We start from the raw sequence: 22,242 nt of genomic DNA, 5'->3' as shown, positions 1-22,242 counted from the left end.
TAATATAAATCGTTTGTTTAAGAACTAAGTTAACTGGAAAGGAATGCACCATTGCCTATGCCAGCAGTCGTTAACAACTAAAGTATAAAAAATATGAAACGGGACAACTCACCCACCGACAGCATTAAAGACTCAATTGGACAGGCAGCTTCTCATCCCTGGTTTGAGCGACTGGCAAGATTGGGATATGCTTCCAAAGGCTTAGTTTACTTTATTGTCGGTTTTTTAGCAGCACAAGCAGCCTTTAGTATGGGCGGCAGGACAACCGATACTAGCGGTGCATTATCAGAAATTGTTAACCAACCTTTCGGTAAATTTCTGCTATTTATTGTAACGATTGGCATTATTGGTTATGCCCTTTTGCGTATCGTTCAGACAATTCTCGACCCAGAACACCAAGGACAGAAAATGGATGCCAAGCGAATTGCCCAACGCATTGGCTACGCCTTAAGTGCTTTAGGTTATGCAGGTTTGGCTTTAACGGCTGTAAAACTGATAATGGGTTCGGGCGGTGGTAAGAGCGATACAACCGAAGATTTGACAGCCCAAATTTTAGCGCAACCGTTTGGACAATGGCTGGTAGGATTGGCAGGATCAATTGTTATTGGTGTAGGTTTCTCTTATTTCTACCAAGCATATAAAGCCAAATTTCGTCGCCATTTCAAGCTAGATGAAATGAGCCAAACCGAGCAAACTTGGGCGACACGGTTGGGTCGAGCTGGAATTGCTGCCCGTGGAGTTGTTTTTGTTATAATCGGTTTTTTCTTAATTCAAGCAGCAAGGCTATCGGATGCCAGTCAAACGAAGGGATTGGGCGAGGTGTTGGGAATTCTGGCACAACAGCCTTTTAGTCCAGTGATTTTGGCTCTAGTACCTTTGGGTTTAATTGCCTATGGCATCTACTCGGTAATTGAAGCTCGCTATCGGCGAATTTTCCGCTCATAAGTTTGCCCGTTATACAGAAAGTTATGAATTTTGAGTACAACATTTTTTTTATTAAATTAAAAAAATATCTAACTCAAAGCTCAAAACTTTTACAAGGCTTCCTGATTAAATCACCTGCTTTTAAGTCTGGATATTTTAACTCAAAACTCAGGGCGGGCACGGGGGCACCGCCCCTACTCAAAACTCAGGGCGGGCACGGGGGCCCCTACTCAAAACTCTTAAAAACTTATGGCACAAATTGGTTATCATGCTTCCCACGAACAGTTTAAGCCCAGCGAACTGCTGAAATATGTCAAAATGGCAGAACAAGCTGGCTTTACCCATGCCCTTTCTTCCGATCACTTTCATCCTTGGAGTGAAGCGCAAGGACAAAGTGGTTTTGCTTGGTCTTGGTTGGGTGCAGCAATGCAAGCAACGCCGAGGCTTTCCTATCGGGTTGTTTGCGCTCCCGGACAGCGGTATCATCCGGCTATTATTGCCCAAGCTGTGGCAACGTTGGCAGAAATGTTTCCCAATCGTTTTTGGCTAACGGTTGGCAGCGGTCAAGCGTTGAACGAACATATTACTGGGGATAAGTGGCCTACTAAGAGCGATCGCAACACGCGCCTCAAAGAATGTGTCGATATTATCCGCGCCCTTTGGGCAGGAGAAACTGTCACCCATCGCGGTTTAGTGTGCGTAGAAGATGCAAAACTTTATACCCGCCCGGAAATTCTCCCATTAATTATCGGCGCCGCAGTTACCCCAGAAACCGCAGAATGGTTGGGCAGTTGGGCAGATGGATTAATTACTACTTCTCGCCCACCTGAAAAGTTAAAAAAAGTCGTCGATGCGTTTCGTCGCGGTGGTGGAGAAGGGAAACCAATGATTTTGAAAGTGCAGCTTTCCTATGACAGTAATGCAGAGAAAGCACTACAAGGCGCTCATCATCAATGGCGTAGTAACATCTTCAAAAGTAAAATGCTGACAGAACTGATAACACCCGATCAATTTGATGCGGCCGGGGAGTTTGTGCAACCAGAGGAGTTATATCAACACGTCCGCATCTCGGCAGACCAAGAGCAGCATATTGAGTGGTTGCAAAAAGATATTGAATTGGGGTTTGATGAACTAATTTTGCACAACGTTAACCGAGAACAAGAGCAGTTTATTGAGGTATTTGGCGAAAAAGTAGTGCCAGCGCTGACAAAAAATTGATCTTGGCATCTACCTAATTCAATACTTGGAATTCTGATTTAATAATTGCTGAATCTCAGCCCGCAAGGCAGCAATTTCAGTTTGAAGTGCTGCAATTGATTTCCCTCCTGCTAATTCTGCTTCGTCATCCTCTGCATCGCGACCAATAAAAAATGTGGCGATGGTCGCAGTTACATAACCAAAAACCGCAAACGCATAGAGTGCCAGAACAAGGCAAAGTATGCGACCTTCTTGCGTTTTGGGCCAATATTCCGAACCCATTGTCATCATTAGCATTGCCGTCCACCATAACGCTGTGCCGTAATTATTTAACCCGGAGGAACCATCGGCGACATCTTTTTCAAAAGCATACATCCCTGCTGCACCTACCAAGGTAATAATTATCGTTAGTCCTACGACATAACCAAATCCGCGACGGCTAACACTCGCAGCTAATGCCCGCATCCCTCGATTCGTACCAGTCATAACTCGCAACAACTGCAAACTTCGCACAGCCCGTGCTGTTTTGAATGCTCGCACCACTCGTACAATCCTCAAGGTACGCAAAGCAGGCAACAGCAGAGAAAAAGCCGTTATCCAATGGCTTTTGATATAGGAAATTTTGCGGGGAGCCAAGGCAAATTTAACTAGAAAATCGGCAATAAAGATAATCCAAATAGTAGTGATAACGACTTCTAGCAGTGGATTTAATCCCCAAGTTAATTCAATAATAAATAGGGCTAGCCACACAAATGCCAGCACCAGCATGGGAGCTTCCAGCCAATCTTCTAGCTGTTGCAAAATCTCGCCTTGCTCTTGTTCTATGGCTTGTTTTTCGGCTAGGTTGGGGTTGTTCATCTACCTACCAAATCATTAAAAGTTAGTCTTTTACGCTGCATTTTAGCATTAGCTTTCGCCACCGGCACAGCAGTAAAGCCGTGGGGATTATTGACGCGCAAATAATTAGGCAACCAATGACCCAATCTAAATCTAATCCCGTTTTACGTAGCGCCAGCATGGCATAGAAAACTGCTGCCGCACCCCTTGGACTAAACCATCCTAAAAACAAAGTATCCTACCAGCTTTTTAGCTGACCCAGCTCCTGTGGGCGAAGACAGCGCAACTAACTACAAACCCTTGTTAAATTCATTCGCACTCTAACGTCCTTCCCTCTTCACGTCCAACTCTTCGCGACGCAGTGTTTCCGCTGCCTCAACAATCTCCGTTTCAACTTCTTTCCTGATGTTAACTTCTTCGCGCACGAAAGCTTCTTTTTTGATATCAGCAGTTTCTTCGTAAACTTCCATACGCATCACCTTTTCCTGCTGGAATGGAGTATCCCGATTTACGGGCGCACCTGCCGTCCCTGGAGTTATACTTTCAATTACAACTCGCTCTTTTTCTGTGGGAATTGAAACTCGTGCCGTTTCGGTTTCTACTCGCTTGCCAATTGCTACCTCGCCAGCTTTGTGACGGCTTTTTTCTGCAACCAGTCGTTCTTCGTAGAGTCGGAATTTGTGATGCTCGCGCTCGTTCATCTCATACAATTGAGGCTCTTGTTCGTAAGTGTAGGTGTTGCGATCATAACCAGCAGCCCTAGCTTGGTTAGAGACAGAATGCGGCATAGAAACTGGTGCAGATACTTCTAAAGGCAATGATGCTTCTACAGGTGCAGACCCTTCTACTGTTAGAGTACGATAAACACCCCGCACTTGTTCTTCATAATCGTAATCAACTACCATCCCATCCTCATACCTGGGTAGTCTTTCTGCTTGGTCTTTACTCCTCAAACCCGTCGCGTAGATGCGCTCTGCATCAACATCCACTCGACAAAGAGCCACTGGAACTAATACCTTCTTGCCAAAAATCCAGAAACCTGTGTCAACAACAAAATATCGGAAACGTCCTGTCTCATCAACTAGCGCGGTATCGATGGAGCCAATCTTCTCATGTGTATTTCCAGCATAGATATCCAGGCCTTTGATATCTTCGCCATTAAAAGCTGCTTCGCGGTAGTGGGGATTAAAATCTTCAATTTTGTAAAGTAACATAGGAATCCTTCCCTTTCTATCTACATCAACTTATGCCTCCATTTTAGATATAACTCAAATTTGATGCTTCCTTCTTATGAAGTATTAAATAAAACAGAATAGTACGATGAGTATATTTATTTTAAATTTTTTCTGTCTCTGGATAGATGAATTATCATTTTTTATCGATCTCCCGCCCCCTCAAGTTTCGCAATTTGAACTTTGAACAACTTTGCCTTTGTTATACTACTCCCTATGTTTAAATATTATTATGAATATATGCAATGCCGCCTCTTCAGCAAGCAATTTCCCATAAATAATAACTCATAACTAATAACTAATAAAAACAAATTCCCCGGCCTAACCAGGGAACGAAAGATATTCAAAAAAGTAATGTTGTTTTAATAAATTGAATTTGCCAAAAAGCGGCGATAATTTAGTAGCAGCGATTGTTGATTTGAGAGCGGACGCCGGGGCGGGCAGTCCTGTGCAGGTGCCGCACCCGATCGCATTTTCCAGCCTCAAGAAAACAGTTGCATTCATATTTGAGTACCACTTAAGCTTGGTTGCTGTTGCGAGTCTGGCTAGCCAGCTCCAACAGTTGCGCCCAGCGTTTTTGGACTTGTTTGGGAGTGCATTTGAGCGCGGTGGCGATCGCCTTGTCGCTTTCTTGATTCCGCTTCATTTCTAACAGTTGCTGCATTTCGGGCGCAAGTTGAGCGCGAAACGCTTCCCATTTGTCCGAAGTCATTCCCAGCTTTTGATCGACATCAGCACCCAGCCATTCGTGGACGAGTTTCCAATTTTGAGTGCGGGCAAATTTTTCGACGTGGTACTTGAAACGTTGTTGCAAGTAGTCGCGCTGGCGGGAAGACAAACCGAGCACGCGGTCAATTTCCGAAGCCGAAAGGTCTTGCAATTTTAAAGTTAAGTAATTCACGCATTCTGGCTGATTTTGCGATTCCAGATAGGCGATCAATTCCGAGACTACTCGATCGCGCAACACAGCATCAGCCGGATCGACAGTTTCCGATACCATTTGCTCGCGCACTTGTTGCAGCGCCGGAGAGCGGCTGTACATTTCCGCATCTTCTCCCTTGCCCGACTCTACAGCCATTTCAATGTCGATCGCAGTTTCGGGAGGCTGACCCTTGGCAAATCCTTGAGCGCGCAACACGATCAGGCGTTGGCGGTTGCGGCCGGGCAAACCAATTTGGCGCTTGGCGTAGTGCTCGGTAAAAGCCATGTACTCAGCCAATTCTAGCTGCGTGCGGGGCTGGTAGGTGACATCGAGTTGATGTTCGCGGCGGAAAGCTCGCAGAGATTCGATGTAAAAGCCTTGCAAAAAGTCTTCAATCATGTTGTAGCGAGCTTGGAAGTTCAAGTTCGATCGGAAAGAAGCAACATGGCGGTAAATCATCGCCGCGAGGTGAGAATGCAGTTCGACGCGGCCTTGTTTGGAACCGAGGCGGTAGTATTGCAGGGTTTTTTGCAACCGGTGCTCCGCCAAGGTGATTTGCCAAGCTTCAACTTCGCCGGAAATTTGGATGCGATCGCTCTTTTGGCAAATCCGTTCGACTTCCTTAGCAATCCGCATCGCCACTGCTTGAGCGCTACGGCTGGCAGTTTTCATTTCCCCTTGCAATTCTTTGAGGGCGAAGTTAGCCAAAGCGAGGATATCGATGCTGGGAAGAGTATTGATTTCGGCGGTTTGTTCGCTGGATGCAGCCGGAATGCTGTTGATGTCAGAAGCGGTGTTGCAGTTGACGGTGTTGGTGGCAGCTTTGAGAGTCATGGCGTTTATCGGGTGGTAGGGCACAGCGGGTGTGCAAGGACATTTGTCAGAGAGTGAGGTGGCAGTTGCTGGCGGTTTCGCTTGCTGTGCTGATTCAACTCTCTATACATTGAATGTTACGGAAGTAGAGATAACCGTAGTTATGCCAGTGTTCCACTCTCTCATGCAACAGTTTTTGGCTGCTGAATCTGATTCTAATCGCTGGCTGTGGAAGATTGGTTTTATTGCCGTTAAAGCCTTACTTGACAAGCATTCTGAGCTGTTATGTGCGTGGGGCGATCGCCAGGAAAATGGAGGGTGCTGCGAGGCCGCTGAGTGGACAATCTAATAACTGGCTATTTGAGGCGGTTTTGGCCGTTAGAGATTGTGGAATCGAGACTTGGCAGAGTGTAGCTATCTGCAATGTCTTCAGAACCTACGCAACAGCAGTTAGGAAACCCGGTTAATCTGAAAATTTGATCTTATCCAAGAAGCAAGAAGGAATCAGAAAGAAGCACAGAGAGCTTTGTTTGCCAACAATTCACCCTGATTCTTTCTCTAATACCAAAGTCACCGGCCCGTCATTCTCGATCGAGACTTGCATCATCGCTCCAAACAAGCCTGTTTCGACTTTTAAGCCGCTCTGGCGCAACTTTTCGACAAATTTATCATAAAAAATTTCGGCTCTTTCAGGAGCCGCTGCTCGGTCAAAGGAAGGCCGCCGACCTTTGCGGCAGTCCCCGTAGAGCGTAAACTGACTGACAACCAGCAACTCGCCGCCGATGTCTTGTACGGACTTGTTCCAGCGCCCGGTATCCCCGGCAGAGTCGGGAAACAAACGCAATTCCAGGCATTTGCGAGCCATCCAATCGAGTTCTGCTTCGGTGTCGGTGTCTGCAATACCTACAAGCAAGTTAAGTCCGCAGCCAATTTTGCCGACAATTTGACCTTCAATTTCTACTTGAGATGATTTTACTCGCTGGATGATGAGTCGCATGGGAAATTAGAAATGCTTAAATTTAAAACTAAAAATCAAAAGGTAAACTTACCTTTTTAATAAGAATTATGAAAAAAAACCCGGTTTATCGGATAAATCTTGGTTGTCACCGCGAAATCTCGACGAAAAAACCGGGTTTCTAGCCAGTACACCTCTGTTCTGCTTAATTTTCAACCTTTAGTTTTTCCCAAAACCTTTGCCGCGATTGGTTGAAGGCATACAAAGACAGTTTTCGAGTTGCGATCGCAAAGTCTCGGTATCCAAACCCTGACCGATGAGAACAAGCTGGTTTTTGCGATCGCCTTTCCACTCGTCGTCATCCATCGTAAATCGCTTGCCACTCAAGTGAAAAATATGCCGTTTGGGACTTTCTTCAAACCACATAATCCCTTTCGCGCGAAACACATTTGTTGGCATTTGTTTGTCTAAGAAATATTGAAATTTTCTCAGAGAAAACGGTTTGTCGCTCTGGAAAGAAATTGAGGTAAATCCGTCATTTTCTAAATGGTCGGAGTGGTCGTGATGGCTGTGGTCGTGATGGCCGTGGTCGTGATGTTCGTGACCGTGATGGTCGTGATGTTCGTGATGTTCGTGATGGTCGTGATGTTCGTGATGTTCGTGATGGTCGTGATGGTCGTGATGTTCGTGATTGCTAGGAGTTTCTTCAGATTGGAAATATTTGTCAGATTCAAACAATCCGACGCTGAGGACTAGCGGTAGGGGAACTTGCGATTTTACTGTTCGCAGAATTCGAGCACCTTCTTTGACATCGCGAATTTTAACTTCCAACAAATCTAAATCTGCTTCTTCAACCAAATCAGTTTTGTTGAGGATAATTATATCGCCGTAAGCTATTTGACTGTAAGCTGCTTGAGAGTTGAACAAATCTAAGCTGTAGTTGGCTGCATCTACTACTGTAACTATCGAATCGAGACGAGTCAGGTCGCGCAGTTCTGTGCCTAAAAAAGTCATTGCTACTGGCAGCGGGTCGGCGAGTCCGGTTGTTTCAACTACCAGATAATCGAGATTTTCTTGACGTTCCAGAACTTTGTAAACTGCATTAACTAAATCTTCATTAATAGTGCAGCAGATGCAGCCGTTGTTCAGCTCAACCATGTTGTCGTCGGTAGTGACAATCAGTTCGTTGTCGATACCGATTTCGCCAAATTCATTTACCAAAACTGCTGTTTTCAAACCCTGCTGATTGGTCAGGATGTGGTTGAGCAGGGTTGTTTTGCCGCTGCCGAGAAATCCTGTAATGATTGTAACGGGCAATCCGTGTTTGGGAGCTTCCATCGCCAGTTCTGTCTCGGACTGAGTTGTAGATTGCATAGCTTGAATGTCAAATAATGTCGATCGCACTTTCTTTGTGGCTCTTATTGTATCTTAATTAGGACAAGGCCTGGTAAACCCAGTTTCTCGGATAAATGTTGGGTTTGGTGGCATGGTATCTACGCATCAACCGGTAATCAGCCCGATAGTGCAAAATAAGTGGGCCGCTAATTATCGGCAATTGCTAAGGCGGTCGATCGCACTTTTTTATTTCTTTGATAAACTTTTTTCCAGAGTACCTGTGGCAGTTAGCCTACAAGCTGTGTTCCAGGTAAATCCAGCAGCGACAAATTTGGGGCCGAATCAAGCCCAGTGCGATCGGCAAATTCCCGCTACTCTATAATAATTTTAATTATCGACCTGCGTAAAATATTGAAACCTCAACTATCAACGAAAACAGGGCGGTGGCTAACAACAGCCACCGCCCTCAAGATAGTATTGCGCTATCTAAGTCTGTGCTTACGCAGGAAGCAAGACTGAATCAATAATGTGGATGACACCATTATCAGCAGCAACATCGGCTGTTGTAACGGTAGAATCATTGATTTTGACGCCGTTGGAAGCATCAATTTTCACTTCAGAACCTTCAACTGTCTTGGCAGATTTCAGCTTGACCACATCAGCGGCCATAACTTTGCCAGAAACGACATGATAAGTCAGGATTTTTTTGAGCTTAGGAATGTCCTTAAGCAGTGCTTCTACAGTACCTGCGGGAAGCTTAGCAAAAGCTTCGTCAGTAGGCGCAAAAACAGTGAAGGGGCCAGCGCCTTTAAGAGTATCTACTAAACCAGCAGCTTTGACAGCAGCAACTAGGGTTGTAAAAGATCCAGCCGAAACGGCGGTATCAACAATATCAGCCAAGTGAGTCACCTAGTTTGTGTAATCTATAAATCACTATAACGCTAAAAAGTTAATTTAGCTACATTAATTTTTTCTGTAGTTCTGTCTGGTTTTCTGCTTATTTAAGATAGCATTTTTTTTTAACTCTTTTCCTAAAATACCTATCTAAAGGTAGATATTTCTTTGGCTGTTTTACTGTATTTTTATTTATTCATGTAATCCTAAATACATTAATAAGACGATCGCCCCTGCGCGCTGTTTAAAGTAAACGCAGGGGCGATCGTCCAGAGCCCCGGAAGCTAAGGCATTTTGATTGACTTGGCAAAACATTAAACATTAAGCACAGCACTAAGGCCTCGTAAAGCCAGCCACCCGACTGATGGCAACAGTTGGGGAAATCCCGATCTAAACTGTTAACAACCATTAATTAGCAGAAGGGTGACATGAGATATAAACTACTAGGTCACAGCGGACTTCGCGTTTCCGAAATCTGCCTCGGAACCATGACTTTTGGGGAAGAGTGGGGCTGGGGGAGTTCCTACGACCAAAGCCGTAAAATGTTCGACGCCTTTGCAGAATCGGGCGGCAATTTCATTGATACCGCGAATCTCTACACCAACGGTACTAGCGAAAAATATGTTGGTGAGTTCATCGCAGCAGATCGCGAAAAATGGGTAGTTGCAACTAAGTATAGCCTCAACATGAAGAATGGCGAAATCAATGGTTTCGGCAACCACCGCAAAAATATGGTACAAGCAGTAGAGGCAAGTTTGAAGCGATTGCAAGTTGAATACATAGATTTGCTGTGGCTGCACGCTTGGGATTTTACCACACCCGTCGAAGAAGTAATGCGCGCTTTTGACGATTTGGTACGCGCCGGTAAAATTCTTTACATAGGAATTTCCGATACGCCGGCTTGGATTATTTCTCAAGCAAATACGATCGCCAATCTGCGCGGTTGGACACCATTTATCGGCTTGCAAATCGAGTATTCTTTAAAAGAGCGAACTCCTGAACGGGACTTGATCCCTATGGCAAAAGCCTTTGATATTGGCGTCACAGCTTGGAGTCCCCTAGCAGCCGGTTTGCTGACAGGAAAATACAACACTTCAGAAACAGCCAGCGAAGCTAAACGGCTGAATTCACCTGAATCGGGAAAAATTAACGAACGAGACCTCAAAATTGCTGATGAAGTTAGCAAAATAGCAGCCAAAATTGGCAAACCTGCTTCTCAAGTAGCCCTAAATTGGCTGCGACAACAGCCAGTCCAAGTTATTCCGATTGTGGGTTCGCGCAAACTCTCGCAACTTCAGGAAAATCTCGCTTGTTTGGAGTTTGAATTAACCCCCGAACAAATGCAGCAGTTAGACAAAGTAAGCGCAATTGAATTGGGTTTCCCTCACGATTTTTTAAAGAGTTCGGCAGTGCAAGATTTTGCCTTTGGAGGGGGAATCACCAAAATTGATAGCAGCCGACTGTAAAGTTGCTGCTATTTTTTAGTCGCGGGTTTACGTGGATATTTTGCGTTCGATCGCAGATATCGGCGAACCCGCCCTTAGAGGGATGATTGATATTTTTGCTGTGGTGCGACGTTAAACTCAGGCCCACAGCGCAAATGTCATCACATTGGTTTCTTGCTACTGACTCGTGCAGAATCTTAGGTTTATCCTTGCCGTTGCCTGGTTTCTTTGGTATTGTTGAGATAGGTGATATTGTGTCAGTTTAACCTCACTCCATAAACGGTTAATTGTTAATCTATCGGAAGTTAGAAATCTTTGACAAAACTTTGTATATTAGGATACAAATTTTCCATAATAGCGATCGGATGAGTTAAAAAAAAGCAAGGTTTGTCAAATCACAAAGCAACATAAACTTGATGGCAAATTTTCTCTCATCTTCAAATAAAGCAATAAAACTCGCTCTTTTTTCACCTCGTACCTGCCAGTTAAAAGTGATTTTACAAGGTCGATCGGCATCTTAACGGCTTTTGAACCCAGCGTGCAAGCTAGGTGTGTTCTGAGATAAAAGTCATCCTTCAGATAGAAGTTAGGGCAGAAAAACTGGGTTACATTTAACAACAATAGCAAGTCAAACCATATTAACTTATCTCTAAGTTTCAATTCTGAAAAAAGCAGATAAGCCTGTTTTTCCCGCAGCTAAACAGTTTGTTTGTTTGGCTCACTGAACGCGCCGCTTGCTCGTCAATAAAAGTTCTCAGATTTATGCTTGCGATTTTCAGTAAGACCCTGCTGAGAAATATATCCTATTGACCAATTTTAACGGACAAATTTTCATTGACAAATTCCAGAGGCTAATATGTCGCCCCCAGAAAACTCAGTAAACAATAATTATAGCAATAAAGAGCGAGCATGGGATATCCGATTTACCTCTATAGATCCAGCCAAATCGCCATCTCAATTTGCTGCGTCGCCCGCATTGCGCGCCAACTTATCAAAAACTGAGGCTTTAGATGCACCAGATTTAGTTTGCCTGTCTCATTTGCGGTGGAATTTTGTCTATCAACGTCCGCAACATCTCTTGAGTCGCTGTGCCAAAACTCGTCGCGTATTCTTTGTAGAAGAACCTGTGTTTAGCGCGGCTACAGATTGGTGGCTTGATGTGAGCATCCACGAAAGCGGAGTCTGGGTAATAGTACCGCACCTGAGTGAAGGAACCAGCGAAGCAACAGCACAAACTGCTCAGCAAGCCATGCTAGATGATTTGTTTCGAGCGGCAGAAATTAGCCAGTACATCCTCTGGTATTACACACCAATGGCTGTCAGTTTCACAAGTCACTTAAAGCCGCTAGCTGTAGTCTACGACTGCATGGATGAACTGTCAGCATTCCAAGGCGCGCACCCGGATTTAAAAGCCAATGAAAACCACTTATTAAAGCGCGCTAGCGTAGTATTTACCGGGGGACACAACCTTTACGAAGCTAAACAGCACCAGCACCCAAACATTCACGCCTTCCCCAGCAGCATCGAAAAAGAACACTTTGCGACAGCCAGGAATCTTTCACAAGAACCGGCGGATCAAAAAGACATTCCTCACCCGCGTTTGGGATTTTATGGCGTCATAGACGAACGCATGGATATCGAACTGCTGGGGGGCATTGCCCAAGCAAGGCCGGACTGGCATTTAGTCATCATTGGCCCGGTGGCGAAAATCGATCCGACAACTCTGCCAACTCACACAAATATCCACTATCTCGGCGGCAAATCTTATCAAGAACTGCCAGCGTATCTTGGCGGATGGGATATCGCCATGCTGCCTTTTGCGATCAACGAATCGACTAAGTTTATTAGTCCTACGAAAACTCCAGAATACCTCGCTGCCGGAAAACCGGTGATTTCTACTCCTATCCGCGACGTGGTGCGGCCGTACGGAGAAAACGGCTTGGTTCGGATTGCTAGCAATTCTGAAGAATTCGTTGCTTGTGCCGAAGAAATCCTCAGCGAAAGTTCGGACGTTCACACTAAGTGGCTGAGCGAAGTAGATGCCTTTTTAGCAGACAATTCTTGGGACAATACCTGGGGCGAAATGCTGGGGTTGATCGAAAGTGCGATCGACGAGAAACGGCAGAAAGCCGAAGACCGGATGAAAGTTTTAAGTTAGGAATGTTGAGGTTGAAGTGAAAGAGTTACACTTTACGGATTCAAAACTTAACACTCAACACTCCTCGCTGTATGTCCAATTACCAATTATTCCTTACCCTTACCCTTACCCACAATCAGAGGTGTTTCAATGTTTGACTATTTAATCGTCGGAGCAGGATTTGCAGGTAGCGTCATTGCCGAAAGACTAGCAAATGAGGCTGGAAAAACAGTCCTGATAATTGATACCCGCAACCACATCGGCGGCAACGCATACGATCACTACGACAACCACGGCATCCTGGTACACAAATACGGCCCCCACATTTTTCACACCAATTCGCGCCCTGTTTTCGAGTATCTTTCGCGCTTCACCGAGTGGCGGCCTTACGAACACCGAGTCCTCGCCAGTGTTGACGGTCAACTGCTGCCAATTCCAATCAATCTCAACACCGTAAACAAACTTTACGGACTGAATCTCACCTCATTTGAAGTCGAAGATTTCTTCGCAAAAGTAGCAGAACCAAAAGATTACATTCGCACTTCCGAAGATGTCGTTGTCAGCAAAGTCGGTCGCGAACTTTACGAGAAATTCTTCCGCAACTACACCCGCAAACAGTGGGGAATGGACCCGTCGGAACTCGACAACTCAGTGATTGCGCGCGTACCCACTCGCACTAACCGGGACGATCGCTATTTCACCGATACCTATCAAGCAATGCCGCTGCACGGCTACACTCGGATGTTTGAAAAGATGCTTTCTCACCCAAACATCAAGGTGATGCTGAATACCGACTACCGGGAGATTGAGGGTTTTATCCCTTACGGAGAAATGATTTACACCGGGCCAGTCGATTCCTATTTCAATTATTGCTACGGCAAACTTCCTTACCGTTCCTTGGAATTCAAGCACGAAACACTGAACGTAGCCGTACACCAAGAAGCACCGGTGGTAAATTACCCCAACGAGCATTTATATACTCGCTGCACCGAGTTTAAATACCTCACCGGACAAGAGCATCTAAAAACTAGCATTGTCTACGAATATCCGCAAGCTGAGGGAGACCCTTACTACCCAGTTCCACGTCCAGAGAATGCCGAAATTTACAAGAAATATAAGGCTTTGGCTGATGCAACTCCGGGAGTATCTTTCGTGGGAAGGCTGGCGACTTACAGGTATTACAACATGGATCAAGTGGTCGCTCAAGCTCTGACAACTTACAAACAAATTACTACCAAGCCGGTGATTGAATTGGTAGAAAATGTTAACGCTTCTGTCTCTAATGTCAGCACATCCAATGGAGTTTCCCATCGCCCAGCCGCAGCAGCTTCTCTAGAAGTCGCTGCTGTCAACCACGGCAACAGCAACGGCAACGGCAACGGCCAATCTGTTAGCAAGTAGCTGGAAGTTGCGAGTTCCTGGTAAAAAGGTAAGGTGCTGATTGAGCACCTTACTAGATTTTTATCAAAAGTTATTTAATAATTCAAACAAGCCTTGAGGTGAAAATGAACGTTCTAGTTAAAATTGTTTTGTCTCATGAGGTTTTGGAAGTTTCTCAATTTGCTCAGTTTCAGAAAGAAATACAGCGCCTCATTGAAAGCGGTGGCAAAATTCTGATGCTGGATTTCTCAAAAATAAATTTCCTGAAAAATTCCGAGTTAATGGCTGTAGTGGCGATCGTGAAATTAGTGAGAGACAGCGAATGTATACTTTTGATCTCTGCCATGAGCGAACAAGTTAGAATTCTCTTTGAACTCACGGGACTACAGCAAATATTTCAGTGTTTGCCGTTTGCAGAAGAATTTTCTTTTAAAAGTGAGCTAACTGAACCGTTAGGAGGTTTGCAAAGTCTTGCTAGCTAGAGGGAGAGGGGGAGAGGGAGACAGGAAAAATCTTCCTGGTTTATTCTTTTTTCTTCTGACTAATGACTTCAGCACAAGAGAGTCTTCAGATGAGGCTGTTTTAATAGGCAGAACTTTTGCAAATTAATCAGCAAAAGACTTGTCAAAGTGGGGGTAATTGTCGCTAACCTATAAATATAACTTTGGGTAGATGTGCCGATGAGTTGGTTAGGTAGAGAACTAGAAAATTGTGAGATAGAAGAGTCTGCAACTCTTGATAGTAAGGTGACAGTTCAAGGACGGAAAACAGGTTATCCGCGCCCCCAACTGCGCCGGAGCAACTGGATTTGTCTCAATGGTCCGTGGAGGTTTGCTTACGATGACGCGGGCCACTGCGTGCAGCCGATCGATATTTCTGAGTGGACTCACACTATAGAAGTTCCGTTTGCTCCAGAATCGGCAAAAAGCGGGATCGGCGACACGAATTTTCACGCCAACTGCTGGTATGAACGCGAATTTGACGTACCCCACACAGAAGGCAGAGTTCTCCTCCACTTTGGGGCCGTAGACTACCGCGCCCGCGTCTGGGTGAACGGTCAATTTGTCATCGAACACGAAGGCGGACACACTCCTTTCACCGCAGACATTACAGCAGTTGTGAACCTCAACGGGCTGCAGCGGGTGACAGTGTGGGCCCAGGACGACCCGCAAGATTTGGAGAAACCGCGCGGCAAGCAAGACTGGCAAATAGAGCCCCACAGTATTTGGTATCCGCGCACGACCGGGATTTGGCAGACAGTCTGGGTAGAATTGGTGCCTCACACTTATATCGAGCGCATCCGCTGGACCCCGCAGTTTGAACGCTGGGAAATCGGTTTTGAAGCGTTTGTCGCGGGCGATCGCCAGTCGGGAATCCAGATTAAAGTCAAACTGTCGATCGGCTGTTTGCTGCTAGTCAACGACACCTACGAAGTCATCAACGGCGAAATCCACCGCCGTATCGCCCTCTCGGACCCTGGTATCGACGACTACCGCAACGAATTGCTGTGGAGTCCCGAAAAACCTACGTTAATTAACGCTCAAGTACAGTTGTGGGCCGACGGCAAACTCCTCGACGAGGTAAAATCTTATACCGCGATGCGGACTGTCAGCATCCAGCGCGATCGCTTCATGCTCAACGGCCGCCCCTACTATTTGCGACTGGTGCTCGACCAAGGTTACTGGCCCGACACCATGATGACTGCCCCTTCCGACGAAGCTTTGCGCCACGATGTCGAATTAGTCAAAGCAATGGGTTTCAACGGCGTCCGCAAGCACCAAAAAATCGAAGACCCCCGATTTTTGTACTGGGCTGATGTGCTGGGGCTCCTAGTTTGGGAAGAAATGCCCAGCGCCTACCGCTTCACTCCCAAAGCCGTACAACGGCTGACGCGGGAGTGGACAGAAGTCATCGACCGCGACGCCAGCCACCCCTGTATCGTAGTCTGGGTACCGTTCAACGAATCTTGGGGAGTTCCGAATTTAGTCGAAGCCGCAGCCCACCGCAACTACGTGCAAGCGCTGTATTTCTTAACCAAAACCCTCGATCCGACTCGCCCCGTCATCGGTAATGACGGCTGGGAAAGCATCGATACCGACATCCTGGCGATTCACGACTATGACAACAACCCGCAAACCCTAGCTAAGCGCTACGGGCCCGAAGTTCAGCTAGCCGATTTGTTCGATCGCGGGCGTCCGGGCGGGCGTATCCTCACCCTAGACGGCCACCCGCACCAAGGACAGCCGATGATGCTGACAGAATTCGGTGGCATCGCCTGCGCCGGCCACGAAAACCCCGATTTTTACAGGGTTTGGGGCTACGTGCGCGCATGGGACACGAAGGAACTGCAAAGGCGCTACACCGCGCTGCTGAAGGTGGTAAACCAAGTGGAAATGTTCAGTGGATTTTGTTACACGCAGTTAACCGATACTTACCAAGAAGCTAACGGTTTGCTGTATGCCGATCGCACTCCCAAATTTCCCCTAGAGACGATGGCTGCGGCAACTCTCGGCTGGGATATTCCCGAAGAAAGTTCACAGCCGCAAGCTATTACTCAGTGCTAATCGGGCATGGGGCATGGGGCATGGGGCATGGGGGATCGGTTATTAGTTATTAGTTATTAGTTATTAGTTAATTGCTAACAATTACCAATTTCTAAATTCCTAATGCCCAATGCCCAATGCCCAATGCCCAATGCCTAATGCCCAATGCCCAATGACCCATTACCCATTCGATTGATGTTTCAAAGTTTTTTCATGGGCGGCTTTGAATGTTCCACCCACAAATTGCTATCAGGAAAGCGTCTCGATGTCACAGCCGCCACCGGCCACGATAAATTTGTAGCAGCCGACTACCAACGCTTGCAGGAAAAAGGCATTTATACAGTCCGCGAAGGCCTCCGCTGGCACTTAATTGAACAGACACCCGGAAAATACGATTTTTCCAGTTCCCTGCCAATTATCCGGGCCGCCCGCGACATGAAAATGCAGGTAATTTGGGATTTGTTTCACTACGGTTGGCCCGACGATATTGATATTTTCAGTCCCGAATTTGTGTCCAGGTTTGCCAGCATGGTGCGCGCTTTTATGGAAGTGCTAACTGAGGAAACCGACCAAACACCTTTCGTGACACCTGTCAATGAAATTTCATTTATTGCTTGGGCCGGCGGCGATGTCGCCTACATCAATCCGTTTGCAAAAGGGCGGGGAGACGAGCTAAAAGTCCAGTTAATCAAAGCTGCGATCGCAGCGATAGAATCTGTTTGGGAAGTCAATCCCCGCACCCGCATCGTTCAAATCGACCCCACAATTAACATTATTGCTGACCCTGAAAAACCGGAGGATCGGGACGCGGCGGAAGGTTATCGCTTATCTCAATATCAAGCTTGGGATATGTTGGCTGGACGCTTTCGCCCGGAACTCGGCGGCAAGGAAAAATATCTCGATATTATTGGGGTGAATTATTACGATCGCAATCAGTGGATTCACAATGAAGAGCCCATGAAATACACCGATCCGCTGTACCGCCCGTTTCGCGAAATGCTGCAAGAAGTGTTTGAGCGCTACGGTCGCCCCTTATTCGTAGCAGAAACAGGCACTGAAGACGATTTTAGACCTGTCTGGTTTAATTATGTGTGCACCGAGGTAATGGCGGCCATGAAAGCAGGAGTTCCGATCGAGGGAATCTGCTTGTATCCGATTGTTAACCATCCGGGTTGGGACGACGACAGGCACTGTTACAATGGTTTGTGGGATTATTGCAATGAATCGGGCGATCGGGAAATTTACCAGCCTTTGGCGGATGAATTGCAGTTTCAAAGGCAGCAGATTGAACCGTTGCTGAAGTTGCAGAATTGACAATCGGTGCGATCGGCGATTTAAAAATAGGCGATTTCAATCGGCGATTGAAATCGCTTCTATACAAACGAAGTCCGCGCAACGCGAGACTAAGAGATTGAGGGGGTATTTAAGCCGGATTTGGGATTAGATATAAAAGTGCGATCGATCTTCTATTTCCTGGGAGGAATGAGGGACGAGCGCTTCTGAGTTAGGACTTATGAACAGACATCTGTAGGGCGATGCACAATCTTTAATTTTATCCTCCTTGGTAAAGTGAACTAAACTTAGATTGAGAAAATTCTCCATTTTCCACAAAGTATTGAAGAACTGGACGAAGTTCTTGAAGTTCTGATTTAGTCAAAGAACCACGAACACCCATTTCAATAGCACCTAAAATTCTGTTTATTGTTAAAGTTTGCGTGTGAATGTCATTATTTGGTACGGTCTTTTTCATTTGTTCACTATGAAGTTCATGGCGGGTAGCCTTTAGTTTAGCTATCATATCTTCACGACTCAAGCCTTCCAGTTGTTTGAGTATAGATGTAATTGTCATATTCTAAAATCTCCTGTTCTTTAGCAAATGAAATCAATTGAATTTTTTATAATTATAGGACCTTCTAAAACTCCCATTCATAATCTGGATCGTCAAGGGCTGTTCTGACAGATGTCAAATTAGCAAGGTCTTTGAAAGGACTAGACTTAGCTATTTCGGTAATTGAAGTCATGGTTAAAGCTAACTGGTTATTATCACCGATTGCTATTGCCTCATCGACCTTTTCAAACAGAAATTTGAAATTATTAGCACGTTCATCAAAGGAACATTCAAGATACTCGATCAAAGCATCGCGTTTTGCTTGAATGTCGGCAATTGTTGCTTTTTCCCAAGCTTCTATACCACGCCGTTTAGTCTGTTCTTGCTCTGCAACTATTTTGTATTCGGTGTAAGCTTTAACAACATCGCGGAAGCACTCAGCAGCCGAGCCGGGATTAAAGATTTCTACAGGAACTTTTTTAGCTCTCATTTCTATTGGCCTGGTAAAATTCGATATTTCAACAGAACAGAATCCTAAAACACCCGCGTCTGCCACCAAGGAGTATTCTTAATTTCCTTCTGAAGATTGCGGACTTCTTTTTGAAGATTTCGGACTTCATCCATCATGGATTCTTTGCGAAAGAGGCTGATAGCTTTCTGAAAATCTGCTACGGCTTCCTCTCTTTTTGCCTTTTCTCTGCGTATAGAACCCCTTTTAACGTAGGCATAAGCATTGTCTGGCTCTATTTTGATGACCTGATTGTAGTCGGCAAGAGCTCCCCGCTTGTCTCCCTTTTCATGGCGGACGCATCCCCGATGAAAATAAGCATCTGTACAGTTTGGTTCTATCTTGATGACTTGATTGTAGTCAGCTATTGCACTATCATAATCCTTGTTTGCTACCTGTGCATGACCGCGATACAAATAATTAACTGCTTCATTAGGGCTAAGCTTTATAACCTGAGTGAAATCGGCAATAGCTCCTTTATAATTCTTTACTTGGGCGCGAGCATAACCCCGCTGAAAATACAGGTTAACATCATTAGGTTTAGTTTTGATAACTTGAGTGAAGTCAGCAATGGCTTTTTTGTAATGTTCTAGCTCAACAAGTAAACAGCCCCGCGTGAAGTAGGCATCGACACAGTTAGGGTCAAGTTTGATAACTTGAGTATAATCAGCAATGGCACTCTCATAATCCTCTAGTTCAGTATATGCTAAACCACGACAGTAGTAGGCATTCACATTACTAGGATCGATAGTGATAACTTGAGTGAAGTCAGCAATAGCTTCTTTGTAATTTTTTAGTTCGCTGTAGGCACTTCCTCGTATTAAGTAGATATCCGCATTGCCGGGAGCGAGTTTGATGACTTGGGTGTAGTTGGCAATTGCCTTGCTATAATCATTTTTAGCGACGTAAATGTTACCTCGATTGCGGTAAGCATCTACATAGCTAGGATCGAGCTGGATAGTTTTAGTGTAATCTGAAATTGCTCCTGCATAATTGTGCTGTTCATCGAGAATACAGCCGCGCACAAAGTAGGCATAAACATTTTGAGAATTGAGTTCGATCGCTTTCGTAAAATCTTCAATAGCTGCCCCGTAATCTCCACTTTCAAGCTTTTCTATTCCTCGGTTAAAAAAGTCTTCATCGCTTTTGAAGAAATCAAAAAATCCTGTAATTCCCTTAGATACGCCTTTGCCTACATTCTTAACTGTAGATTCTGCTTTGGCACCAGCCATTGCTACGCCTTTGCCTACATTCTTAACTGTAGATTCTGCTGTGGCACCAGCCATTACACCGCCAGCCATGATTAAAGGAATAGCCAGAGGCCCTAGAGCAGCCGCACCCAAAGTTACACCAGCCGCAAGTGCTGCACCTCCTCCTACAAATGCACCCGCTTGATTTTCTTTGGCCTCACTACATATCTGATGTAAATCACCAACATTTCCTAAAATTTCCCACGGATTCATTGCAACCTCCTTATTTTTAAGCAGTAAGGTGGAAAGTGCCCACTCTACAAATAGATTTTCTGCGTAAGTCTTGAGACTACTTCGATCGTGATTTCTATTTCCCTGGTAAAATCCGATATTTCTCCAAAACCTTCACAGTACCGAGGTTAAGCTTACCGTCATTGTTTAAGACAGGAGTTTTCAACATTTCTACAAGCCCCTTCATCAGAAGGCCTACCTGTTGGAACTTCTCAGCATCAAACGGCTGAGATTCAAGTTGACTCAGACCTTTAACAGCACGAGTGTTCATAGATTCAAACACTTTTCTCAACTCAATTATTCGCTGTCTTACCTGTTGAGCAAAATCCTTAGCAAGTTTCATGTCTGCGATCGCCTTATTGACTTGAGCTTCATGCTCTCGCGCCTTTGTCATCGCTTTCTCGCCTTCACTAGCAGCAAAAAAGCCGCCAATCGCCAAAGCTGGTAAAAGCGTGATACCGCCTAGCACAAAAGCACCAACAGCCATACCACCGCCACCAGCCGCCACCGCTCCACCGCCAAACCATGCTAAAGTTGCATTCCAAGCAGCCGCTCCACTGAGAGTTGAGATAGCGGTTCCGGTGCTTGCAGCTCCTAGTGAAGTAACAGCACCAATAGCACCGCCGTAACCTGCTGCGGCTGCTCCAGCAGATTTAACGCCAGCCATAAAATATTGTTCTGCTCCTACCGCCGCAGCTTTGTACTCCTTCATCTGCTGAACAGAAAAATCCATCCCTTCTAAAAGCCGCTTTTCACTTTCTGAAGCCTTCCGACCAGTATTTTCAAGGAAGGTAACAAAGCGCTTAATTGTGCTTCTTATGACATTCAGTTGCAGTTGACCGTACTCTTCGGCTAATCTGTTTGTGGCTGCTTCTTCTCTTTTCAAATCTTCAACCGCACGCTCGAATCGCTTTTGAGCTTCCTGAGCAAGTTCATTAGCTTTCTGACCTGGATAGAATGAAGGCATAAAATACTCCTAAGTCTGATTTCTCGACATCTTAAAAACAGAGGTTTTTTTAGAGACTGTGGCTTGATAACTCTGTAGAGCAGAAAACGCTACCTCGCAAAAAGTGAGCCTTGCCCGAATTTCCTGTGTAAAATTAATCACGATCCTGCTTTCCCTGATCCTAATCTAACTACCTTTAACAAAGAAACTAATAAGCATTAGGAATCGTGTTAGACTTTGATTATAAAAAATCCAGAAACCTATCCCCTGCAATGGCATCCTCTAACGATCGCTTCTCCGAAGCTGCCCGCGAATGGGACTTAGAAACTCTTTACACAGACCTAGCATCCGCCAAGGGAAAGCGGCTCACGCCCACAGAGAAACAACATCTACGGGGTCTACTCTGCGGCTACAGTCCCGCCGAAATTGCCGAAATACTCAGTAAAAACCCCAAGGGAATTGCCGTAGACTTCTGTAATACTTTATACCAATATGTAAAAAATCTTGTAGGTAAAGCGGATGAAAAGGTAGAAAACTGGAGGAAGATTTGTGAATGGCTGGAGGACGCAGGATATAAAAATCAGCCATCTCCCGAACCTGAATCAGGCGATTGTTTATCCGCAAAAATTATAATAAAAAAAGCAAATGTAGTTCTTGATAAAAATCAAATCATAGTTGATATAAACCTGCGAATAGTCGCCTCCTCACCTTCAGAAATTCCCATTATAGAAAAGTTTGATATCAATGGCAATGGTGCAAACTAAGGAAAGTGCGATCGAACGCATCAGATTAATTTTAAACCGAATAGCAATAAGGGCGGGCAAGATGCCCACCCCACATACTAGATATCAATTTGATATCAGAG

21 protein-coding genes are annotated in these 22,242 nt (G+C 45.4%); 11 read left to right on the top strand and 10 right to left on the bottom strand.

The genetic code is table 11. The annotated features are described in order from the left end of the window. Positions 1–93: 93 nt before the first annotated feature. Positions 94–945 (top strand): DUF1206 domain-containing protein, encoded by an 852-nt coding sequence (locus QUA24_RS00835; RefSeq protein ID WP_333226470.1) that lies wholly within the window; start codon positions 94–96, stop codon positions 943–945. Between the two features lie 228 nt (positions 946–1,173). After that, complete coding sequence (locus tag QUA24_RS00830) at positions 1,174–2,142, top strand: TIGR03885 family FMN-dependent LLM class oxidoreductase (protein ID WP_333226468.1); 969 nt, start codon at positions 1,174–1,176, stop codon at positions 2,140–2,142. An 18-nt stretch (positions 2,143–2,160) separates the two neighbouring features. On the opposite strand, the gene QUA24_RS00825 is transcribed toward QUA24_RS00830, so the two are convergent. The 3 genes from QUA24_RS00825 to QUA24_RS00815 all read right to left on the bottom strand — a co-directional run bounded on the left by QUA24_RS00825 (position 2,161) and on the right by QUA24_RS00815 (position 5,946). Beyond that, the gene (locus tag QUA24_RS00825) at positions 2,161–2,979 is read right to left on the bottom strand and encodes an ion transporter (protein ID WP_333226466.1); all 819 of its coding nucleotides are present in this window, start codon (positions 2,977–2,979) and stop codon (positions 2,161–2,163) included. A gap of 299 nt (positions 2,980–3,278) precedes the next feature. After that, on the bottom strand, positions 3,279–4,172 hold the full coding sequence (locus QUA24_RS00820) for a DUF2382 domain-containing protein (protein ID WP_333226464.1): 894 nt from the start codon (positions 4,170–4,172) through the stop codon (positions 3,279–3,281). Positions 4,173–4,707: 535 nt separating this feature from the next. Beyond that, positions 4,708–5,946: a HetZ-related protein gene (locus tag QUA24_RS00815; protein ID WP_333213274.1), complete on the bottom strand. Its 1,239-nt coding sequence runs from the start codon at positions 5,944–5,946 to the stop codon at positions 4,708–4,710. A 43-nt stretch (positions 5,947–5,989) separates the two neighbouring features. Between QUA24_RS00815 and QUA24_RS00810 the strand changes: the two genes are divergently transcribed. After that, a complete protein-coding gene (locus QUA24_RS00810) occupies positions 5,990–6,274 on the top strand; it encodes a hypothetical protein (RefSeq protein WP_333226462.1) in 285 nt (94 codons plus the stop codon). Positions 6,275–6,466: 192 nt separating this feature from the next. Here the strand turns inward: QUA24_RS00810 and dtd are convergent, their stop codons facing one another. Beyond that, positions 6,467–6,922: a D-aminoacyl-tRNA deacylase gene (gene dtd, locus QUA24_RS00805; RefSeq protein WP_333213276.1), complete on the bottom strand. Its 456-nt coding sequence runs from the start codon at positions 6,920–6,922 to the stop codon at positions 6,467–6,469. 177 nt (positions 6,923–7,099) lie between these two features. Beyond that, on the bottom strand, positions 7,100–8,254 hold the full coding sequence (locus tag QUA24_RS00800; protein WP_333213293.1) for a GTP-binding protein: 1,155 nt from the start codon (positions 8,252–8,254) through the stop codon (positions 7,100–7,102). Between the two features lie 112 nt (positions 8,255–8,366). On the opposite strand from QUA24_RS00800, the gene QUA24_RS00795 reads away from it, so the two are divergent. Continuing rightward, positions 8,367–8,597, top strand: coding sequence for a hypothetical protein (locus QUA24_RS00795; protein ID WP_333226460.1), 231 nt, complete (start codon positions 8,367–8,369; stop codon positions 8,595–8,597). Between the two features lie 116 nt (positions 8,598–8,713). Here the strand turns inward: QUA24_RS00795 and QUA24_RS00790 are convergent, their stop codons facing one another. Beyond that, positions 8,714–9,115: a fasciclin domain-containing protein gene (locus tag QUA24_RS00790; RefSeq protein WP_333213277.1), complete on the bottom strand. Its 402-nt coding sequence runs from the start codon at positions 9,113–9,115 to the stop codon at positions 8,714–8,716. A gap of 422 nt (positions 9,116–9,537) precedes the next feature. Between QUA24_RS00790 and QUA24_RS00785 the strand changes: the two genes are divergently transcribed. The 6 genes from QUA24_RS00785 to QUA24_RS00760 all read left to right on the top strand — a co-directional run bounded on the left by QUA24_RS00785 (position 9,538) and on the right by QUA24_RS00760 (position 17,928). Then, complete coding sequence (locus QUA24_RS00785; protein WP_333226458.1) at positions 9,538–10,575, top strand: aldo/keto reductase; 1,038 nt, start codon at positions 9,538–9,540, stop codon at positions 10,573–10,575. Between the two features lie 835 nt (positions 10,576–11,410). Next, a complete protein-coding gene (locus QUA24_RS00780) occupies positions 11,411–12,712 on the top strand; it encodes a glycosyltransferase family 1 protein (RefSeq protein ID WP_333226456.1) in 1,302 nt (433 codons plus the stop codon). A 129-nt stretch (positions 12,713–12,841) separates the two neighbouring features. Then, positions 12,842–14,092, top strand: a complete 1,251-nt coding sequence (gene glf, locus QUA24_RS00775; RefSeq protein ID WP_333213281.1) for a UDP-galactopyranose mutase — start codon at positions 12,842–12,844, stop codon at positions 14,090–14,092. A gap of 104 nt (positions 14,093–14,196) precedes the next feature. Further along, positions 14,197–14,553, top strand: a complete 357-nt coding sequence (locus tag QUA24_RS00770) for an STAS domain-containing protein (RefSeq protein ID WP_333213282.1) — start codon at positions 14,197–14,199, stop codon at positions 14,551–14,553. Between the two features lie 198 nt (positions 14,554–14,751). Further along, the gene (locus QUA24_RS00765) at positions 14,752–16,635 is read left to right on the top strand and encodes a glycoside hydrolase family 2 TIM barrel-domain containing protein (protein ID WP_333213283.1); all 1,884 of its coding nucleotides are present in this window, start codon (positions 14,752–14,754) and stop codon (positions 16,633–16,635) included. Between the two features lie 144 nt (positions 16,636–16,779). Next, positions 16,780–17,928: a beta-glucosidase gene (locus QUA24_RS00760; RefSeq protein WP_333226454.1), complete on the top strand. Its 1,149-nt coding sequence runs from the start codon at positions 16,780–16,782 to the stop codon at positions 17,926–17,928. A 238-nt stretch (positions 17,929–18,166) separates the two neighbouring features. Here QUA24_RS00760 and QUA24_RS00755 read toward each other — a convergent pair whose 3' ends face one another. From QUA24_RS00755 to QUA24_RS00740, 4 genes are all read right to left on the bottom strand, one after another. Continuing rightward, positions 18,167–18,463 carry a hypothetical protein gene (locus tag QUA24_RS00755; RefSeq protein ID WP_333226452.1) on the bottom strand — a complete coding sequence of 99 codons (297 nt, stop codon included), beginning with the start codon at positions 18,461–18,463 and terminating at the stop codon, positions 18,167–18,169. A 64-nt stretch (positions 18,464–18,527) separates the two neighbouring features. Beyond that, positions 18,528–18,932: a hypothetical protein gene (locus tag QUA24_RS00750; RefSeq protein WP_333226450.1), complete on the bottom strand. Its 405-nt coding sequence runs from the start codon at positions 18,930–18,932 to the stop codon at positions 18,528–18,530. A 44-nt stretch (positions 18,933–18,976) separates the two neighbouring features. Beyond that, a complete protein-coding gene (locus QUA24_RS00745; RefSeq protein ID WP_333226448.1) occupies positions 18,977–20,413 on the bottom strand; it encodes a tetratricopeptide repeat protein in 1,437 nt (478 codons plus the stop codon). Between the two features lie 94 nt (positions 20,414–20,507). Then, a complete protein-coding gene (locus tag QUA24_RS00740) occupies positions 20,508–21,398 on the bottom strand; it encodes a hypothetical protein (RefSeq protein ID WP_333226446.1) in 891 nt (296 codons plus the stop codon). Between the two features lie 251 nt (positions 21,399–21,649). On the opposite strand from QUA24_RS00740, the gene QUA24_RS00735 reads away from it, so the two are divergent. After that, on the top strand, positions 21,650–22,141 hold the full coding sequence (locus QUA24_RS00735; protein ID WP_333226444.1) for a helix-turn-helix domain-containing protein: 492 nt from the start codon (positions 21,650–21,652) through the stop codon (positions 22,139–22,141). Positions 22,142–22,242 lie beyond the last annotated feature (101 nt).

It is taken from the genome of Microcoleus sp. Pol12B5 (assembly GCF_036701335.1).
Lineage (GTDB): Bacteria > Cyanobacteriota > Cyanobacteriia > Cyanobacteriales > Microcoleaceae > Microcoleus.
Note: the sequence above shows the minus strand (reverse complement) of the source record. Positions and strands in the feature narration are given on the sequence as shown.

Bases quoted from the DNA above. Each gene is read 5' to 3' on its own strand.
- glf (WP_333213281.1), top strand. From the start codon at position 12,842: ATGTTTGACTATTTAATCGTCGGAGCAGGATTTGCAGGTAGCGTCATT.
- QUA24_RS00735 (WP_333226444.1), top strand. From the start codon at position 21,650: ATGGCATCCTCTAACGATCGCTTCTCCGAAGCTGCCCGCGAATGGGAC.
- QUA24_RS00795 (WP_333226460.1), top strand. From the start codon at position 8,367: ATGGTATCTACGCATCAACCGGTAATCAGCCCGATAGTGCAAAATAAG.
- QUA24_RS00770 (WP_333213282.1), top strand. From the start codon at position 14,197: ATGAACGTTCTAGTTAAAATTGTTTTGTCTCATGAGGTTTTGGAAGTT.
- dtd (WP_333213276.1), bottom strand. From the start codon at position 6,922: ATGCGACTCATCATCCAGCGAGTAAAATCATCTCAAGTAGAAATTGAA.
- QUA24_RS00750 (WP_333226450.1), bottom strand. From the start codon at position 18,932: ATGAGAGCTAAAAAAGTTCCTGTAGAAATCTTTAATCCCGGCTCGGCT.
- QUA24_RS00800 (WP_333213293.1), bottom strand. From the start codon at position 8,254: ATGCAATCTACAACTCAGTCCGAGACAGAACTGGCGATGGAAGCTCCC.
- QUA24_RS00825 (WP_333226466.1), bottom strand. From the start codon at position 2,979: ATGAACAACCCCAACCTAGCCGAAAAACAAGCCATAGAACAAGAGCAA.
- QUA24_RS00755 (WP_333226452.1), bottom strand. From the start codon at position 18,463: ATGACAATTACATCTATACTCAAACAACTGGAAGGCTTGAGTCGTGAA.
- QUA24_RS00820 (WP_333226464.1), bottom strand. From the start codon at position 4,172: ATGTTACTTTACAAAATTGAAGATTTTAATCCCCACTACCGCGAAGCA.
- QUA24_RS00815 (WP_333213274.1), bottom strand. From the start codon at position 5,946: ATGACTCTCAAAGCTGCCACCAACACCGTCAACTGCAACACCGCTTCT.
- QUA24_RS00745 (WP_333226448.1), bottom strand. From the start codon at position 20,413: ATGAATCCGTGGGAAATTTTAGGAAATGTTGGTGATTTACATCAGATA.
- QUA24_RS00835 (WP_333226470.1), top strand. From the start codon at position 94: ATGAAACGGGACAACTCACCCACCGACAGCATTAAAGACTCAATTGGA.
- QUA24_RS00765 (WP_333213283.1), top strand. From the start codon at position 14,752: ATGAGTTGGTTAGGTAGAGAACTAGAAAATTGTGAGATAGAAGAGTCT.
- QUA24_RS00780 (WP_333226456.1), top strand. From the start codon at position 11,411: ATGTCGCCCCCAGAAAACTCAGTAAACAATAATTATAGCAATAAAGAG.
- QUA24_RS00830 (WP_333226468.1), top strand. From the start codon at position 1,174: ATGGCACAAATTGGTTATCATGCTTCCCACGAACAGTTTAAGCCCAGC.
- QUA24_RS00760 (WP_333226454.1), top strand. From the start codon at position 16,780: ATGCCCAATGACCCATTACCCATTCGATTGATGTTTCAAAGTTTTTTC.
- QUA24_RS00740 (WP_333226446.1), bottom strand. From the start codon at position 21,398: ATGCCTTCATTCTATCCAGGTCAGAAAGCTAATGAACTTGCTCAGGAA.
- QUA24_RS00785 (WP_333226458.1), top strand. From the start codon at position 9,538: ATGAGATATAAACTACTAGGTCACAGCGGACTTCGCGTTTCCGAAATC.